At 70.1% G+C, this 16,162-nt stretch carries 16 protein-coding genes; 9 read left to right on the top strand and 7 right to left on the bottom strand.

Annotation, left to right across the window (positions count from 1 at the left end):
* Positions 1 to 193: 193 nt before the first annotated feature.
* Both OG936_RS23355 and OG936_RS23350 read left to right on the top strand, forming a co-directional pair.
* A complete protein-coding gene (locus OG936_RS23355) occupies positions 194 to 2,056 on the top strand; it encodes a DEAD/DEAH box helicase (RefSeq protein WP_406497197.1) in 1,863 nt (620 codons plus the stop codon).
* A 162-nt stretch (positions 2,057 to 2,218) separates the two neighbouring features.
* Positions 2,219 to 3,067 carry an alpha/beta fold hydrolase gene (locus OG936_RS23350; protein WP_406497195.1) on the top strand — a complete coding sequence of 283 codons (849 nt, stop codon included), beginning with the start codon at positions 2,219 to 2,221 and terminating at the stop codon, positions 3,065 to 3,067.
* A 20-nt stretch (positions 3,068 to 3,087) separates the two neighbouring features.
* Here the strand turns inward: OG936_RS23350 and OG936_RS23345 are convergent, their stop codons facing one another.
* On the bottom strand, positions 3,088 to 3,975 hold the full coding sequence (locus tag OG936_RS23345) for an NYN domain-containing protein (RefSeq protein ID WP_383755553.1): 888 nt from the start codon (positions 3,973 to 3,975) through the stop codon (positions 3,088 to 3,090).
* Between the two features lie 242 nt (positions 3,976 to 4,217).
* Here OG936_RS23345 and OG936_RS23340 point away from each other — a divergent pair, with 242 nt between their 5' ends.
* Positions 4,218 to 4,370 carry a hypothetical protein gene (locus tag OG936_RS23340; RefSeq protein WP_266905512.1) on the top strand — a complete coding sequence of 51 codons (153 nt, stop codon included), beginning with the start codon at positions 4,218 to 4,220 and terminating at the stop codon, positions 4,368 to 4,370.
* 78 nt (positions 4,371 to 4,448) lie between these two features.
* On the opposite strand, the gene OG936_RS23335 is transcribed toward OG936_RS23340, so the two are convergent.
* From OG936_RS23335 to OG936_RS23325, 3 genes are all read right to left on the bottom strand, one after another.
* Positions 4,449 to 5,054 carry a MarC family protein gene (locus OG936_RS23335; protein ID WP_266748380.1) on the bottom strand — a complete coding sequence of 202 codons (606 nt, stop codon included), beginning with the start codon at positions 5,052 to 5,054 and terminating at the stop codon, positions 4,449 to 4,451.
* A gap of 253 nt (positions 5,055 to 5,307) precedes the next feature.
* On the bottom strand, positions 5,308 to 6,174 hold the full coding sequence (locus OG936_RS23330; RefSeq protein ID WP_383755549.1) for a PHP domain-containing protein: 867 nt from the start codon (positions 6,172 to 6,174) through the stop codon (positions 5,308 to 5,310).
* 126 nt (positions 6,175 to 6,300) lie between these two features.
* Complete coding sequence (locus tag OG936_RS23325; protein ID WP_406497192.1) at positions 6,301 to 6,939, bottom strand: DUF6758 family protein; 639 nt, start codon at positions 6,937 to 6,939, stop codon at positions 6,301 to 6,303.
* 156 nt (positions 6,940 to 7,095) lie between these two features.
* On the opposite strand from OG936_RS23325, the gene OG936_RS23320 reads away from it, so the two are divergent.
* On the top strand, positions 7,096 to 8,328 hold the full coding sequence (locus OG936_RS23320; protein WP_406497190.1) for an MFS transporter: 1,233 nt from the start codon (positions 7,096 to 7,098) through the stop codon (positions 8,326 to 8,328).
* A 102-nt stretch (positions 8,329 to 8,430) separates the two neighbouring features.
* Here the strand turns inward: OG936_RS23320 and OG936_RS23315 are convergent, their stop codons facing one another.
* On the bottom strand, positions 8,431 to 9,015 hold the full coding sequence (locus OG936_RS23315; protein ID WP_406497188.1) for a suppressor of fused domain protein: 585 nt from the start codon (positions 9,013 to 9,015) through the stop codon (positions 8,431 to 8,433).
* Between the two features lie 427 nt (positions 9,016 to 9,442).
* On the opposite strand from OG936_RS23315, the gene OG936_RS23310 reads away from it, so the two are divergent.
* Entirely contained in the window at positions 9,443 to 10,558 is a 1,116-nt protein-coding gene (locus OG936_RS23310; RefSeq protein ID WP_406497186.1) for a magnesium and cobalt transport protein CorA, read from the top strand.
* Between the two features lie 12 nt (positions 10,559 to 10,570).
* Entirely contained in the window at positions 10,571 to 11,092 is a 522-nt protein-coding gene (locus OG936_RS23305; protein ID WP_406497185.1) for a hypothetical protein, read from the top strand.
* Positions 11,093 to 11,202: 110 nt separating this feature from the next.
* On the opposite strand, the gene OG936_RS23300 is transcribed toward OG936_RS23305, so the two are convergent.
* Positions 11,203 to 11,982: a hypothetical protein gene (locus OG936_RS23300; protein ID WP_406497183.1), complete on the bottom strand. Its 780-nt coding sequence runs from the start codon at positions 11,980 to 11,982 to the stop codon at positions 11,203 to 11,205.
* Positions 11,983 to 12,185: 203 nt separating this feature from the next.
* Between OG936_RS23300 and OG936_RS23295 the strand changes: the two genes are divergently transcribed.
* The 3 genes from OG936_RS23295 (at position 12,186) to OG936_RS23285 (ending at position 15,242) form a co-directional block, all read left to right on the top strand.
* Complete coding sequence (locus tag OG936_RS23295; protein ID WP_406497181.1) at positions 12,186 to 13,460, top strand: magnesium transporter MgtE N-terminal domain-containing protein; 1,275 nt, start codon at positions 12,186 to 12,188, stop codon at positions 13,458 to 13,460.
* Positions 13,450 to 14,007 carry a DUF1003 domain-containing protein gene (locus tag OG936_RS23290; protein ID WP_383755528.1) on the top strand — a complete coding sequence of 186 codons (558 nt, stop codon included), beginning with the start codon at positions 13,450 to 13,452 and terminating at the stop codon, positions 14,005 to 14,007. Before OG936_RS23295 ends, OG936_RS23290 begins: the two co-directional genes overlap by 11 nt.
* A gap of 101 nt (positions 14,008 to 14,108) precedes the next feature.
* Positions 14,109 to 15,242, top strand: a complete 1,134-nt coding sequence (locus OG936_RS23285) for an Mrp/NBP35 family ATP-binding protein (RefSeq protein ID WP_406497179.1) — start codon at positions 14,109 to 14,111, stop codon at positions 15,240 to 15,242.
* Between the two features lie 168 nt (positions 15,243 to 15,410).
* Here the strand turns inward: OG936_RS23285 and OG936_RS23280 are convergent, their stop codons facing one another.
* A complete protein-coding gene (locus OG936_RS23280; protein ID WP_406497177.1) occupies positions 15,411 to 16,088 on the bottom strand; it encodes a hypothetical protein in 678 nt (225 codons plus the stop codon).
* Between the last annotated feature and the right edge of the window lie 74 nt (positions 16,089 to 16,162).

The raw sequence follows: 16,162 nt of genomic DNA, 5'->3' as shown, positions 1-16,162 counted from the left end.
TGGTCCCGCGCCACCCGGCCCATCCACGGCCGGATGACTTACCCCGGCACGGTACGACCCCCAGCGTTCGCCTCGGACCGCGTTTCACAGAAGAGGCAGCACCCTGACTACTTTCCGAGACCTCGGGATTCTTCCCGAGACGGCCGAGGCCCTTGAGGCCGTCGGCATTGTGTCCCCGTTCCCCATCCAGGAGATGACGCTCCCCGTCGCGCTCTCCGGCTCCGATGTCATCGGCCAGGCCAAGACCGGCACCGGCAAGACCCTCGGTTTCGGTCTGCCGCTGCTGGAGCGCGTCACCGTCCCCGCGGACGTCGAGGCGGGCCGGGCCGAGCCCGAGCAGCTGACGGAGGCGCCGCAGGCGCTGGTCGTCGTCCCCACCCGCGAGCTCTGCCAGCAGGTCACCAACGACCTGCTGACCGCCGGCAAGGTGCGTAACGTCCGCGTTCTCGCCATCTACGGCGGCCGTGCCTACGAGCCGCAGGTCGAGGCCCTGAAGAAGGGCGTCGATGTGATCGTCGGCACCCCGGGCCGCCTGCTCGACCTGGCCGGACAGCGCAAGCTCGACCTCTCGCACGTCCGCTCGCTCGTGCTCGACGAGGCCGACGAGATGCTCGACCTGGGCTTCCTGCCCGATGTCGAGAAGATCATCACCATGCTTCCGCCGAAGCGCCAGACGATGCTGTTCTCGGCGACCATGCCGGGCGCCGTCATCGGCCTCGCGCGCCGCTACATGTCGCAGCCGACGCACATCCGCGCCACCTCGCCCGACGGTGAGGGCGCGACCGTCGCGAACATCTCGCAGCACGTCTTTAGGGCCCACTCGATGGACAAGCCCGAGATGGTCTCCCGCATACTGCAGGCCAACGGCCGCGGACTCGCGATGATCTTCTGCCGTACGAAGCGCACGGCCGCCGACATCGCCGAGCAGCTGGAGAAGCGCGGTTTCGCGTCCGGCGCGGTCCACGGCGACCTGGGCCAGGGCGCACGTGAGCAGGCGCTGCGCGCGTTCCGCAACGGCAAGGTGGACGTGCTCGTCTGCACCGACGTCGCGGCGCGCGGTATCGATGTCGAGGGTGTGACCCACGTCATCAACTACCAGTCGCCGGAGGACGAGAAGACGTACCTCCACCGCATCGGCCGGACCGGCCGTGCCGGTGCCAAGGGCATCGCGATCACGCTGGTCGACTGGGACGACATCCCGCGCTGGCAGCTCATCAACAAGGCGCTCGACCTGAAGTTCAACGACCCGGTCGAGACGTACTCCACGTCGCCGCACCTCTTCGAGGAACTCGACATCCCGGCCGGCACCAAGGGTGTCCTGCCGCGTGCCGAGCGGACCCGTGCGGGTCTGCGCGCCGAGGAGGTCGAGGACCTCGGCGAGACGGGCGGCCGCGGCCGCAAGTCCGCCGCGTCGGCGCCCGCCGTCCGCGAGGAGCGTGCGCCGCGGACGCCGCGTCAGCGCCGTCGTACGCGGGGCGGCTCCGCCCTTTCCGGCGCCGAGGAGACCATCGCCACGGTCCCCGCACCGTCCACCGAAGTGGCCGAGGACGCCGCGTCGGAGCCGCGTACGCCGCGCCGTCGTCGTCGCACCCGCGTCGGTGCCGCGGACGTCGCGGCCGAGGCCGCGGTGAGCACGGTGGAGGCTCCGGCCGCCGCCGTCGCGACGAAGACCGAGATCAAGGCCGAGGCCGAGGTCAAGGCCGAGCCCGCGAGCGAGGCCAAGCCGCGCCGCCGCCGCGCCCGGACCGCCGTGGTGAAACCGGTGGCGGAGGAGGTCGACTTCCAGATCGCCCCCATCGCCGATCCGGTGCCCGAGGCGAAGACGGTGACGAAGCCGCGCCGCCGCGCCCGCGTCGTCAAGCCGGTCGAGGACGAGGTCGATTTCCAGATCGCGCCGATCTCCGAGCCCACCCCGGAGACCAAGCCGCGCCGCCGCACCCGTGCGGCCGCCAAGCCGAAGACGGAGACCGTGACGCAGGCCCCGGCCGCCGAGGGCGAAGCGAAGCCGCGGAGGCGGCGGGCGCCGCGTGCGACTGCCGCCAAGACCGAGGGCTGAGTGCACGACGCCGGTTGAGCCGGGGCTCCGCCCCGGACCCGCTCCCCGTCCTCCCTCACAGCCTCAATGGCTTGGGGGGGGACCCCCGGGGGCTCGGTTTCGCCGGACGGGCTTGAGGACATCCTCAAGCCCGTCCGGCGTTTCACGGCATAACCTCGTCCCATGAGTCGGCCGCACACCTTCACCCCGCCCCCCTGCGCCCACGCCCGCCAGCTCCGCACCGCGCGCGGCGACTTCGCCGTACTGGACGCCTCACCGAGCACCGTGTCGCGTGGCACCGCCCTCCTGCTGCCCGGGTACACGGGCAGCAAGGAGGACTTCATCGCGCTCCTCGAACCACTCTCGACAGCCGGGTACCGCACCGTCGCCGTGGACGGTCGCGGACAGTACGAGACGGATGGGACGGACCGTCAGGAGTCTTACGCGCAGGGCGAGTTGGCCCGTGACGTGCTCGCGCAGGCCGCCGCTCTCGGCGCCCCCGACAACGGCACCGTGCATCTGGTCGGGCACTCGCTCGGCGGGCAGATCGCCCGTGCCGCCGTGCTGCTCGACGCCGCACCGTTCCGTTCGCTGACCCTCATGTCGTCCGGACCCGCCGAGGTCGCCGAGGCCCAGCAGCTCAAGGTGAAGGTGCTCAGCGATGCGCTCACGGCACTGACCATGGCCGAGGTGTGGGAGGCGATGCGCGCGCTCGACCCGCCCGAGGAAGCGGCGACCGACGGCGAGGCCCTGCGCCGGCGCTGGCTGCGCCACCGGCCCGCCCAGCTGATCGCCACCGGCCGCCAGTTGGCGACCGAGCCGGACCGGGTGGCCGAACTCGCCGCCGTACCCCTGCCCGTCCATGTGCTGTCCGGCGAGCGCGACGACACCTGGCCGGTACCGCTCCTCGACGAGATGGCACAGCGGCTGGGTGCACGCCGTACCCGGATCGCGGGCGCCGAGCACTCCCCCAACACGGACCGTCCCGATCAGACGGCGGCCGCGCTCGTCACCTTCTGGAACAGCCTGTAGCCGACAGGCGGCGGGCGGGCTCAGTACTGCGCCTGGAGGTGCTGCCAGAAGCCGTCGCGCAGGGCCCGCCGCAGATGCGCGTGGCCGCGCAGCGAATGCTGCAACAGCCGTTCGGCCTCGACCAGCAGGTCCTGGTCGACCGAGCCCGGCAGGTACGGATGTCCGGGCAGCAGATCGGCGAGGGAGTCCCGGCCCCGGGCGGCCAGCCAGGCCGCGGCGATCTGCGCACCGACGAAGCGGACATCTTCGCGCGAGGGCGCGGGGGTGTCCTCCTCGTAGGTGGTGACGGGGCGTCTGGTGACGTACGGGCGGCAGAAGTCCAGGTCGAAGGTGCGCTGGCTGTCGACTTCCCAGAGCAGCGGTTCGGCCTGGTTGCGCCCCTCCCCCGCCTCGATGCCCCACAGGTGCACCCGGGCCCCGTACCCCTGCGCCGCCTCGACCGCGGACACCAGGTCCTCGTCGCCGCCGACCAGTGCCGCGTCGCTGATGGCGCGGTGCCGGGCGAGCGATTCGAGGTCGGTACGGATCAGTGAATCGACGCCCTTCTGCTGATTGTTGGCGTTGAGGTTACCGAGTCTGACCTTGACGTCGGGGAGTTCGGCGATGGACTGCTGCTCGATGGTGTGGATGCGCCGCCTGGCGCCGTCGTACCAGTAGACGCGCAGCAGTCTGCTGTCCGCGAAGATCGTGCGGGCCTTGTCGATGAAGGCCTCGATCAGTCCTTCCGCGTCGAGGTCGAAGGAGCGGCGGTCCTCGGTGCCGGTGACGAGCAGTCCGGCGGCGGCGTACACATAGCCCGCGTCCACGAAGATCGCATGGGTCGAGGGGGTCTTCGACACCTCGGCGAGCACGCGCTGGAGCAGTTCGTTGGTGCGGTCCAGGCGCTCGCGGATCTCTGCCTCGTTCATTCGGGCCTCGCCGCAAGCCTCATCGTGGACGTCGCCGTGGACCTCGTCGGTGCATGCCCGGTGACCTGCTGATACTTAGACATCCAAAAAATTTCCTTAGCGTAGGGAATGTTTGCAATGGGCAAGCCGTTGTACATCTCGTGGAGCGCAGGACAGCCGTGTCGGGCGCTCCCGTCCTTGTGGACGGGTCACCCGTCCTCCCAGTAGTTCTCCAGCAGGAGGATCAGACGAAGGGAAGCCTTGTGCGCTTCGAGATCATGCGACTCGACGATGTCGACGGTACCGCCGTGGACAGCACCGTCGTGGACGCCGCCTCCGTCAACCGGATCGTGCAGCAGGCCGCAGCCCTGGGCCAGCGCATCTACATCCGCCCGGCCGAAACTTCGGCTTCGTAACGCATAACGACGCTCAAAGACGAAGCGCCCCCGCACGGAAGTCTTCCGTACGGGGGCGCTGTGGTGTCCGCCGGCGACTCAGGCGTTCTGGATGACCTGGGTGACGCCGTTGATGATCTGCTGTACGGCGATGGCGGAGAGCATCATTCCGGCGAGCCTGGTCACCAGCACCACGCCGCCGTCCTTGATGACCCGGATGATCAGCAGCGAGTAGCGCATGGCCAGCCAGAGCACGATGTGCATGGCGATGATCGCCGACCAGACCGCGAGCTGGCTTCCCACGCTGTCGGCATGCTGCACCGCGAGGATCACCGACACGATCGCACCGGGACCTGCGAGCAGGGGCATGCCGAGCGGTACGAGTGCCACATTGACGTCCTTCGTCTGCGTCGGCTCGTCGGTCTTGCCGGTGAGCAGATCGAGCGCGATCAGCAGCAGCAGGAGTCCGCCCGCGATCATCAGGGCGGGCACGGAGACATGCAGGTAGTCGAGGATCTGCTGACCGAGCACGCCGAAGACGGCGATCACACCGAAGGCAACGGCCACGGCCTGCAGTGCCATCCTGCGCTGCATCTTGGCGGGCCGACCGGCGGTGAGGGCGAGGAAGATCGGGGTGATTCCGGGCGGATCCATAATCACAAAAAGCGTGAGAAAAAGGGATCCGAAGACAGCGACGTCGAACACAGTGAGCCTTGCGAGAAGAGAGCGGGATATGGGCCTGACGGAGCGCACCCCGAAGCCATGACGGCGGCCTGACGGCCGGGTGCGCGGAAGTGGAACGTGGAGGTTGGGGACGCGGGATCGGGGCACGCGGACGGAACGAGTGGCGTTACGCGTCCGACCGCGGGGTGGGGCGGGGCTGTCCGGGGCCTCACGCCCCGGCCGCGACGCGGACCTACGCCTGCGTGGTTACGTGTACGTCGTTACGTGTACGTCGTTACGCGGGGCGGGGTCCACCGGCGCCCGGCACCGGGAAGGCTCCCGTGGCGCGCCGGGTGATCTCGCCGTAGATCTCGGGGTCGGTGGTGTACTCGCCGAGCCCGACGGTCTTGTGGGTGCCGTGGTAGTCGCTGGACCCGGTCGTCAGCAGCCCCAGCTCCCGGGCGAGCCCGCGCAGCCGGGCCCTGGCCATCTCGTCGTGGTCCATATGGTCCACCTCGATGCCGTCGAGGCCCGCGGCGGCCAGCCGGGCGATCGACGACTCCGGCACCACCTCACCGCGCTTCACGGCGAGCGGGTGGGCGAAGACGGTGACGCCACCGGCGGCCTTGACCAGCCGAATCGCGTCGAAGGGGTCGAGTTCGTGCTTCTCGGCGTAGGCGCGTCCGCCGGTGGCGAGCCATGCGGGCGTGAAGGCGTCGGACACCGACCCGACGACGCCGAGCTCGACGAGCGCGGCGGCGATGTGCGGCCGACCCACCGATCCGTCCCCGGCGATCCTCGCGACCTGCTCCCACTCGATCGGGACGCCGAGAGCCTGGAGCTTGCCCACCATCGTCCGGGCGCGTGGCACCCGGTCGTCCCGCACCAGCTCGCGTTCGCGGGCCAGCTCGGGCTCGTCGGCATCGAAGAGGTAGGCCAGCATGTGCAGGCTCACACCGTCGATCCGGCAGGAGAGCTCGGCGCCGGTGACCAGGGTGAGCCCCTCGGGGAGGGCGGCGATCGCCTCCGCGTGACCGCGCACGGTGTCGTGATCGGTGAGGGCCACGACGTCGAGACCCGCGGCTGCGGCGTTGCGCACCAGCTCGGCGGGGCTGTCCGTACCGTCCGAAGCGGTGGAGTGGGTATGCAGGTCAATGCGCACGACGCGTACTCCAGTGCTCGGGGCCGGACAGGGGGACGTCCCAGGATAACTGGCATTCGAGCGGCGCCCGTCGGGCCCGATGGCCCCGTGGGCGCCAGGTGCGATCGCGCGCCGGTCCGGTCGGTCTCAGTTGATCAGGCGCGGGGTGAGCGCCCCGCAGGGCACCAGGTCCATCTCTCCCCCGGCCTCGCGCAGGTCGGCGAGCACCAGCTCGTCGTACATCAGGAGTCCGGACTGCTCGGGCCAGACGATCGCCCAGAGCCACAGCCCGCGCGCCTCGCCCGCGAAGACCGCGCGGCCCTCCGGCGCTCCCTTGACGTGCCAGAGCGGGGTGGGTCGGCCGGCGGCGAGCATCTTGACGTCCGGCGGGCCGTCGACGTCGAGATGCGGGCCGGGGTCGGGGCCGTCGATGCCCGCGTAACGCGCCCCGAGTCCGACACCGAGCTCCTCGGTGACGAGCAGCAGCTCGCCGATGCCGCCGACCGGGCCGGGACCGGAACAGGCGACGACGGTGGCGCGACCGCCGCTGCGGTCGTCACCCGCGCTCGCCACACCGGTGAACAGCCAGCCCACCGGCAATGGCCAGGGCATCCACACCGGCACCTCGGCCCGGCGTACCACCGCCGCCAGCGCCTCGACGCTGGGCGGGATGGCCGGCTGCAGCGGCTGCACACTGCCGTGCAGGGAGCACTGCCAGGTGTCGGCAAAGAGACCGGGCGCCCTGACCCGGCCTCCACACTTCGGGCAACTGGGTTCGCCCCTCATAGCGACCAACGGTCCTCCTCGACCGTCGCCGCGTCAAGGATGATCACCCGTCCGCCGTGCGGCCCCCACCCGTGCATTTAGATGTAACTTGCACTCATTAGAGCCTCTAACTTATTCTGTGTACAACACAGCGATCTAGTGGAGAGCGAGAAGCCCATGCAGGGAGAGGATCCGTTCGATCAGGGAGCGGGCAGCATCCTGCGCCAGCCGAAGGCCGTCTGGGCCACGGCGGGTGCCTCTGTCGTCGCGTTCATGGGAATCGGCCTGGTGGACCCGATTCTGCCGTCCATAGCCAAGGGCCTGGAGGCGACGCCGAGCCAGGTATCGCTGCTCTTCACCTCGTACTTCCTGATCACCGCCGTCGCGATGCTCGTCACCGGCTTCGTGTCCAGCCGGATCGGCGGCCGCAAGACGCTGCTGACCGGCCTCGCGCTCGTCGTCGTCTTCGCCGCGCTCTCCGGCACCTCGTCGTCCGTCGCCGAACTCGTCGGCTTCCGGGCCGGCTGGGGTCTGGGCAACGCGCTCTTCGTGTCAACCGCACTCGCCGTGATCGTCGGTGCGGCGGCCGGCGGCAGCGCGGCGGCCATCCTGCTGTACGAGTCGGCGCTCGGCCTCGGCATGGCCTGTGGACCGCTGCTCGGCGCCCTGCTCGGCGACGCCAGCTGGCGCTACCCGTTCTTCGGCACGGCCGCGCTGATGGCGATCGGCTTCATCTGCATCACGCTGTTCCTGAAGGAACAGCCCGGACCCGCCAGGAAGACCTCGCTGCTCGACCCGATCAAGGCGCTCGGCCACGGGGGCCTGGCCTCCGTCGCGACCTCGGCGTTCTTCTACAACTACGCGTTCTTCACGATCCTGGCGTTCACGCCGTTCGTGCTGAACATGACGCCTTACAAGTCGGGCGCGGTCTTCTTCGCCTGGGGTCTGCTGCTCGCGGTCTTCTCGGTGCTCGTCGCCCCGCGGCTGCAGAAGCGCTTCGGATCCCTGAAGGTGCTCGGCGCCTCGCTGGTGCTGCTCGCCGCCGACCTGGTGATCCTGGGATACGGCAACCACACCGCCGCCATCGTCTGCACGATCGTCTCCGGCGCCTTCATCGGCATGAACAACACCGTCTACACGGAGCTGGCGCTCGGGGTGTCGGACGCGCCCCGCCCGGTGGCGAGCGCGGGTTACAACTTCGTCCGCTGGTTCGCCGCTGCCGCCGCCCCGTATCTCGCCCCGAAGATCGAGGAGTGGAGCAACATCCACATCCCGTTCGTGGTCGCCGCGGTCGCGGCCGTGGTCGGTGCGGTCGTCGTCTGGTTGCGGCGTACGGCGCTGAGCCACGAGGCGGAGGAACTGGAGCCGAAGCACGCCACCGAGGACGGTGTCACCGTCTTCACCAACTGACCACGGCGTCGGCGTTACCCCCTCGTTCCGCCCCGCCCGCGGCTCCCCCTCCTGGCCGCGCGGCGGGGCTTCCCGTACGCCCGGCCGGCCGTGGCGTACGCCTCAGTCCAGGTTCACGGAGCCACGCAGCGGATCGCGCAGATCCGTGCCGTGCGACAACCACCGCTCCTGGAGCTCCTGCGCGCCCCGGACCCGCTTCCACGCGGCCTCGTTGTGCGTCATCGGCAGCAGCGGCAGGAACCGCACCGGCTCCACGGGCACGTCCATCTCCAGGTCCTCGACCAGTCCGCCCGGCTCGGCGACCAGTACGGAGCTGAACGGCGCCCCGGGCCACAGCGGTTCGCCCACCTCCAGCGAGGCGCCGGGGGCCACGATCACCCCCTCGACCTGCGGGGAGGCCGCCAGCACGGCCAGCGGGCGCAGCACCTTGTCGGTGTCGGCGAGTCCGGCGCGCACGGAGAGGATCAGCTCGGCGCGCGGCCCCTTCACCGGGTCCGCGAGGGTCGCGGTCGGGTCGGCCATCGGCTGTGCGGACATGCCGAGCGTGGCGTAGCGCACCACGTCTCCGTCGACGAAGCGGAGCACCTCGATGCGGTCCGTTCCGAGGAACGTCACCGCTGCGCGCGCGTCGGGTTCACCGAGGGCCGCGAGCAGCCGGGCCTCGACCAGAGCAAGAATTTCTCCCATCCCGCGAGCATAGGACGCGTATGGAACGGGCAAAGTAAAGGATTGACCCTCAGTCGGCTGATAGTCTTGGCCGCTGGTCGGGGCAGCACGCAGAAGCGTCGCTCTCAGTCTCGACGACACGTCATCCCCCACGGGGGACCGGCTGGAGGAGGTGGGGCTGCCATGGATCGAAGTCGACCGTGCAGTACCAACCGCTCTTCCGTATCTCACCTCTCCTAGGTGATCTGAAGCCTTCTCGGTCAAGGCCCAAGGCATTGCGCACGGCGGAAGAGCACCCCCCTTTGCCTGTCTGTAGCGAATTTGCCTGTCTGTAGCGAACGCCGTCATCGTGCCGCCGCGGTGCCGCCCGCTTTGCGGACGTGAGCACACGTCCCCATTCCGGGCTGTTCCACGTGCCCGACGACGGCCCTCCGTGAAGGAGCCAGCCATGTCGATGATCCGCGACCTGCGCGCCGCCGTGCGCCCGTCCCTGCGCAAGAGCAACGCCCTGCATAACAGTTACGACACCACCCGGGACCCGTCCGCCTCCAGCGCAGTCGTCGACTGTGCGGTCTACCGCGACGGACGGCGCATGGAGAGCGGCTCCTGCCGCACGCCGCACGAGGCGATGCTCGAAGTGCGGGAGGAGGGCGGCTTCGCCTGGATCGGCCTGCACGAGCCGACCGAGGAGGAATTCGCCGGTATCGCCCGGGAGTTCGGTCTCCACCCGCTCGCCGTCGAGGACGCCGTCCACGCCCACCAGCGGCCGAAGCTGGAGCGGTACGACGACACGCTGTTCACCGTCTTCAAGACCATCCACTACGTGGAGCACGCCGAACTCACCGCGACCAGCGAGGTCGTGGAGACCGGCGAGGTGATGTGCTTCACCGGCCGGGACTTCGTCATCACCGTGCGGCACGGCGGCCACGGCTCGCTGCGCGCGCTGCGGCACCGGCTGCAGGACGACCCCGAACTGCTGGCCAAGGGGCCCTCCGCGGTCCTGCACTCCATCGCCGACCATGTGGTCGACGGCTACATCGCGGTGGCGGGCGCCGTCCAGGAGGACATCGACGAGGTGGAGATCGAGGTCTTCTCCACTCCCGCGAAGGGCAGCCCCCGCGGCTCGGACGCGGGCCGGATCTACCAGCTCAAGCGTGAGGTACTGGAGTTCAAGCGGGCCGTATCACCGCTGCTGCGGCCGATGCAGCTGCTGAGCGAGCGGCCGATGCGGCTGATCGACCCCGACATCCAGAAGTACTTCCGTGACGTCGCCGACCACCTGGCGCGGGTGCACGAAGAGGTCATCGGCTTCGACGAACTGCTGAACTCGATCCTCCAGGCCAACCTGGCGCAGGCGACCGTCGCGCAGAACGAGGACATGCGCAAGATCACGTCCTGGGCGGCCATCGTCGCCGTACCGACGATGATCTGCGGCGTCTACGGCATGAACTTCAAGCACATGCCCGAGCTGAGCTGGCGGTACGGCTACCCGATGGTGATGGGCGTCATCGGAGTGGTCTGCTTCTCCATCCACCGCACGCTCAAGCGCAACGGCTGGCTCTAATAGAGTTCAGGTATGACTGCTGCTGCCGCTGACGTGCCGCTGGGCCGGGCCCTGGTCGAGGAGGCCACGAAGAAGTCCGGCCTGATCTGGGTGCGGGGCACCGGCCCCGCACGAGCGCTGTGGCACGTATGGCACGAGGGTGCGGCGCATCTGGTCGGCGACGGCCCCGGTGAGCAGCCGCTCCCGGCCGGTCTCGTCGACGGGTCCACCGCCGAGGTGACCGTGCGCAGCAAGGACAAGGGGGGCCGGCTGATCGCCTGGACGGCCGCCGTGTCGGAGCCGGCGCCGCACTCCGAGGAGTGGGAGGCCGCGGTCGCCGAGCTCAAGGGCAAGCGGCTGAACGCGCCGGACGCCGAGCAGATGACGGAACGGTGGGCGCGCGAGTGCCGGGTGCTGCGGCTGACGCCCGGCGAGTTCCGTACGGAGCTGCCGGACGGCTCACTGGCGGCGGTGCCGCTCCCGACGTCCGCGACCACACGCCGGCCGGTGCCGGCCGGGCTGCCGCGACTGCTGAAGCGGGGCCGCAAGGGCTGAGGGGCGGAGCCTGTCCGGCCCTGTTCCCCGTTCGCCGGTCCGCGGTCCGCCGGGGAAGGCGCGGTGCGCCGCCGATCCGTCGTACGGGCAGCGGCTCGTGCGGGCTGCGCTCAGGAGGACGTCTTGGGCAGCTGCTGTCCGTAGTCGACCGTGTCGCCCTTCGCCGGGGCCTCCAGCGGGAAGTCCCTGCCCCAGTCCGACAGCGTCACGATCCCGCCGCCGCCGCCGCGCGCGAAGCGCAGGGGATACGGCGTGCCCTCCAGCGAGACGTCGAGCGTGCCGCCCTCGCCCTTGCCGCCCGTGATCTGCACGGTCCGGGTCGCGCCGACCTTCTCCCGGTCGCCCTTGTTGAGGGTGCCGTGCAGGGCGAGCAGCCCGTCGAGCAGGGTCTTCTTGTCCGTGAAGCCGCGCAGCTGCTTGTACGTGGGGTCGTCCTCGGGCACCTTCACGTACTTGTCCTCCAGCTTGTCCGCGGCCGCTCCGCCCGCGTGGCTGTCGGTGCCGGAATTCTCGCCGGACTTCTCGTCGTGGCTCCAGAACCCGGCGTCCGCCTTCAGATAGAGCTCGTCACCGATCCGCAGCAGCTCGAAGGTGCTGTCCTTCGAGGTGACGGAGCCGGTACCACCCTTCTCCCTGAGCTGCATATCGAGTGTGTATGTGCCGCCCTTGCTGACCAGCGTCCCGGCGAGGCGCACCGCGTCGGCGGAGGCCGCGGCGGCCTGCGCCTTCTTCTCGATCTCCGTGACGGCGAGCTTGCCGACGCCGTTGGTCCCCTGGTCCGGATCCTCGCCCCCGCACGCCGCGAGGGCGGCGGTCAGCCCCGCGCAGAGCACAACGGCGAGGGTGGTCCGGCGGCGACGGATCCGGACGGGCGGGGCGGAAGAGGTCACGGGCGCACTGCCTCTCATCTGCGGGGCGGGGGTGGCAGACGGCAGCGTACCCGTGTCGTACACGCCGTCCGGCAGAGAGCCGTACGGACGGGTCCACCGGGGCGGCCCGGAGCGGTACGGGCTAGCCTGATCCCGTCATATCGGTTAATTAGCTGTCAAACGGACCGGACAGAGAAGTCGCACACGGAAGAAGGAGGCGCACCATGGCGGCAGGCGCCCCCCGGGTCTTCGTCTCGCATCTCGCCGGCGTCCCGGTGTTCGACCCCAACGGCGATCAGGTGGGCCGCCTCCGCGACCTGGTCGCGATGTTGCGGGTCGGCGGCAGGCCGCCCCGGCTGCTCGGCCTGGTCGTCGAAATGCTCAGCCGCCGCCGGATCTTCCTCCCGATCACCCGGGTCACGGGGATCGAGTCCGGTCAGGTCATCACCACCGGTGTGGTCAACATGCGGCGCTTCGAGCAGCGGCCCACCGAACGCCTGGTGCTCAGCGAGTTCCTCGACCGGCGCGTACGCCTCGTGGAGACCGGCGAGGAGGTCACCGTCCTCGATGTCGCCATCCAGCAGCTCCCGGCCCGCCGCGACTGGGAGATCGACAAGTACTTCGTACGCAAGGGCAAGGGCGGGGCACTGCGGCGCAAGGGCGAGACCCTGACGGTCGAGTGGTCGGCGGTCAGCGGGTTCTCACTGGAGGAGGACGGGCAGGGTGCCGAATCACTGGTCGCCACGTTCGAGCAGCTCCGGCCGACGGACGTGGCCAACGCACTGCACCATCTGTCGCCGAAGCGTCGCGCCGAGGTCGCGGCCGCGCTCGACGACGACCGGCTCGCCGACGTCCTGGAGGAACTGCCCGAGGACGACCAGGTGGAGATCATCGGCAAGCTCCAGGAGGAGCGCGCCGCCGACGTCCTGGAGGCCATGGACCCGGACGACGCCGCCGATCTGCTGTCCGGACTTCCCGAGGAGGACAAGGAGCGGCTGCTGACCCTGATGCGGCCGGACGACGCGGCGGACGTGCGGCGCCTCATGTCGTACGAGGAGCGGACCGCGGGCGGTCTGATGACCACCGAGCCGATCATTCTGCGGCCGGACGCGACGGTCGCCGACGCGCTCGCACGGGTCCGGCAGGCGGACCTGTCCCCGGCGCTCGCCGCCCAGGTGTACGTGTGCCGCTCCCCCGACGAGACACCGACCGGCAAGTACCTGGGCACCGCGCACTTCCAGCGGCTGCTGCGCGATCCGCCGTACGCCCTGGTCAGCTCGATCGTCGACAGCGATCTCGTCCCCCTCCCACCGGACACTCCGCTGCCGGACGTGACGAGCTATCTGGCCGCGTACAACCTGGTCTCGGCGCCGGTGGTGGACGAGAGCGGCTCACTGCTCGGCGCGGTGACCGTCGACGACGTCCTCGACCACCTGCTGCCCGAGGACTGGCGGGAGACGGACTTCCACGGTGAGCAGGAGGTTGCCCGTGGCCGGTGAGGACCGCGTGAGAGGGGCGTCCACGGGTGCCTCGGGCATCGCGCGCCCGCCCCGTTTCCGGCTGGACCAGCCGAAGGCCCCGCGTCGGCGGCTGCTGCCCGAATACGACCCCGAGTCGTTCGGCCGGCTCTCCGAACGGATCGCCCGGTTCCTGGGCACCTGGCGCTTCATCGCCTGGATGACAGTGGTCATCATCATCTGGGTGGTGTGGAACGCCTTCGCGCCCGTGGGGTGGCGGTTCGACGGGTACCCGTTCATCTTCCTGACGCTGATCCTGTCGCTCCAGGCCTCGTACGCGGCCCCGCTGATCCTGCTCGCGCAGAACCGGCAGGCCGACCGCGACCGGGTCACCTACGAGCAGGACCGCAAGCAGAACGAGCGCTCCATCGCGGACACCGAGTACCTCACCCGGGAGATCGCGTCCCTGCGGATGGGCCTCGGCGAGGTCGCCACCCGCGACTGGATCCGCTCCGAACTCGAAGACCTCGTGCGAGAGCTGGACGACCGCCGCCTCCTGTTCCCGGCCGAGAGTGACGAAGACCGCTGACGGGGGCTACTCGCCTGTAGTGGCGGGCGCCGTAACGCCCTCCCGCCGCCCACCACCACCACCCTTTCAAGGAGCGCTGCGCGCACCCGTACTATCGATGTATGGCTACGGAAGACGCGGTGCTTGAGGCACTGGCGACAGTGAACGACCCCGAGATCCACCGTCCGATCACCGAGCTCGGCATGGTGAAGTCGGTCGAGATCGACGCTGACGGTGCAGTCGCTGTCACGGTCTATCTCACGGTCTCCGGCTGCCCGATGCGCGAGACGATCACCAAGAACGTGACCGAAGCCGTGGCGAAGGTCGAAGGCGTCAGCCGCGTCGACGTCACGCTCGATGTGATGAGCGACGAACAGCGCAAGGAACTCACGGCCTCGCTGCGCGGCGGCACGGCGGAGCGCGAGGTGCCGTTCGCCAAGCCCGGCTCGCTGACCCGGGTCTACGCGGTCGCGTCCGGCAAGGGCGGCGTCGGCAAGTCGTCGGTCACCGTGAACCTCGCGGCCGCAATGGCGGCCGACGGCCTCAAGGTCGGCGTCGTGGACGCGGACATCTACGGGCACAGCGTGCCCCGGATGCTCGGCGCGGACGGCAAGCCGACCCAGGTCGAGAACATGATCATGCCGCCGTCGGCGCACGGCGTGAAGGTCATCTCCATCGGCATGTTCACCCCCGGCAACGCCCCGGTGGTGTGGCGCGGACCGATGCTGCACCGAGCACTCCAGCAGTTCCTCGCCGATGTGTACTGGGGCGATCTGGATGTCCTGCTGCTCGACCTGCCGCCGGGCACCGGTGACATCGCGATCTCGGTGGCGCAGCTCGTGCCGAACGCCGAGATCCTGGTCGTCACGACCCCGCAGCAGGCGGCGGCCGAAGTGGCCGAGCGGGCCGGCTCGATCGCCGTGCAGACCCACCAGAAGATCGTCGGTGTCGTCGAGAACATGTCGGGCCTGCCGTGCCCGCACTGCGACGAGATGGTCGATGTGTTCGGCACCGGGGGCGGCCAGAGGGTCGCCGAGGGCCTGACGAGGACGGTCGGCGCCGAGGTGCCCGTGCTCGGCTCCATCCCGATCGACGTACGGCTGCGCGAGGGCGGCGACGAGGGCAAGCCGGTCGTCCTGTCCGACCCCGACTCCCCGGCCGGCAAGGCGCTGCGCACCATCGCGGACAAGCTGGGGGGCCGTCAGCGCGGCCTGTCGGGCATGTCGCTGGGCATCACCCCGCGCAACAAGTTCTGAGACGTCGGGGACTGCTCTCGATCGCCGGACGGGCATGCTGTGCCAGGCTCGTCCGGCGAAACCGAGCCCGGTCGGTGACCGAGACAGCCTTCGAGCCCGGTCAGCGTTCCAGGTCGTCTTCGAGCACGGCCGACGATTCGGGCCGACGCGGCAGCCGGCCTCGGCCGGTCACCGCCGTCCCTCTCGCCGGTCGTACGTCGCGACGTCGCCGACGACCGAGAAGCCCAGCCCGTATGCGCTCATCCCCCGCCCGTACGCCCCGATGTGCACCCCGTCGTGCGCCGACCCGGCCAGTACCCAGCCGAACTCGGACTCGCGGTAGTGGAACGGCACGGGGACGCCGTCCACGGGCAGTGACAGCGCCGACCACGCGGGGCCGTCCAGATCGTCGGCGAGTTCGAACGCCGTCTCTGTCTGCTGGTCCAGCCAGTCGTCGCGCAGCGAGTGGTCCAGCTGCGCGGGCCAGGTATAGGCGAGCAGACCGGACCCGGCCAGCCAGGCCGCGGAGGAGACGGTGATCGCGTCCAGCACCCCCGTACCGTCACCGCTGTGCCGTACCGGGCTGCTGCCCACCGTCACGACGACGGCGAATCGTTGTTTCTCGGTCCCCGCGTCGGCCCGTACCGACGGTTCGTCACCGTGCCCCAGGGAACCGTGCTGCACGGTGCCGTCCGCAGCGGTGGCGACCTGCATCAGCCACCGGGGTCCGGTGAATGCCTCGTCCAGTGCGTACCAGGGAAACGGAGCTGCCAGATAGCTCTCGACGACAGTCCGGGCCGCCGACACCCCTTCTGCGGCGACTGTGCCCGGCGCGTCTTCCGCGCCCACCCGACTGGTCGTCTCCATATGCCCGGCCCGCCTCCTCGATCCGTTGGGTCCGGAGCGGCCCGCCCCCCACGGGCGTCCTCACAGCCGGACAG

The sequence above is a fragment of the Streptomyces sp. NBC_00846 genome, from assembly GCF_045207325.1.
GTDB lineage: Bacteria > Actinomycetota > Actinomycetes > Streptomycetales > Streptomycetaceae > Streptomyces.
This window is presented reverse-complemented; position numbering and strand designations above follow the sequence as displayed.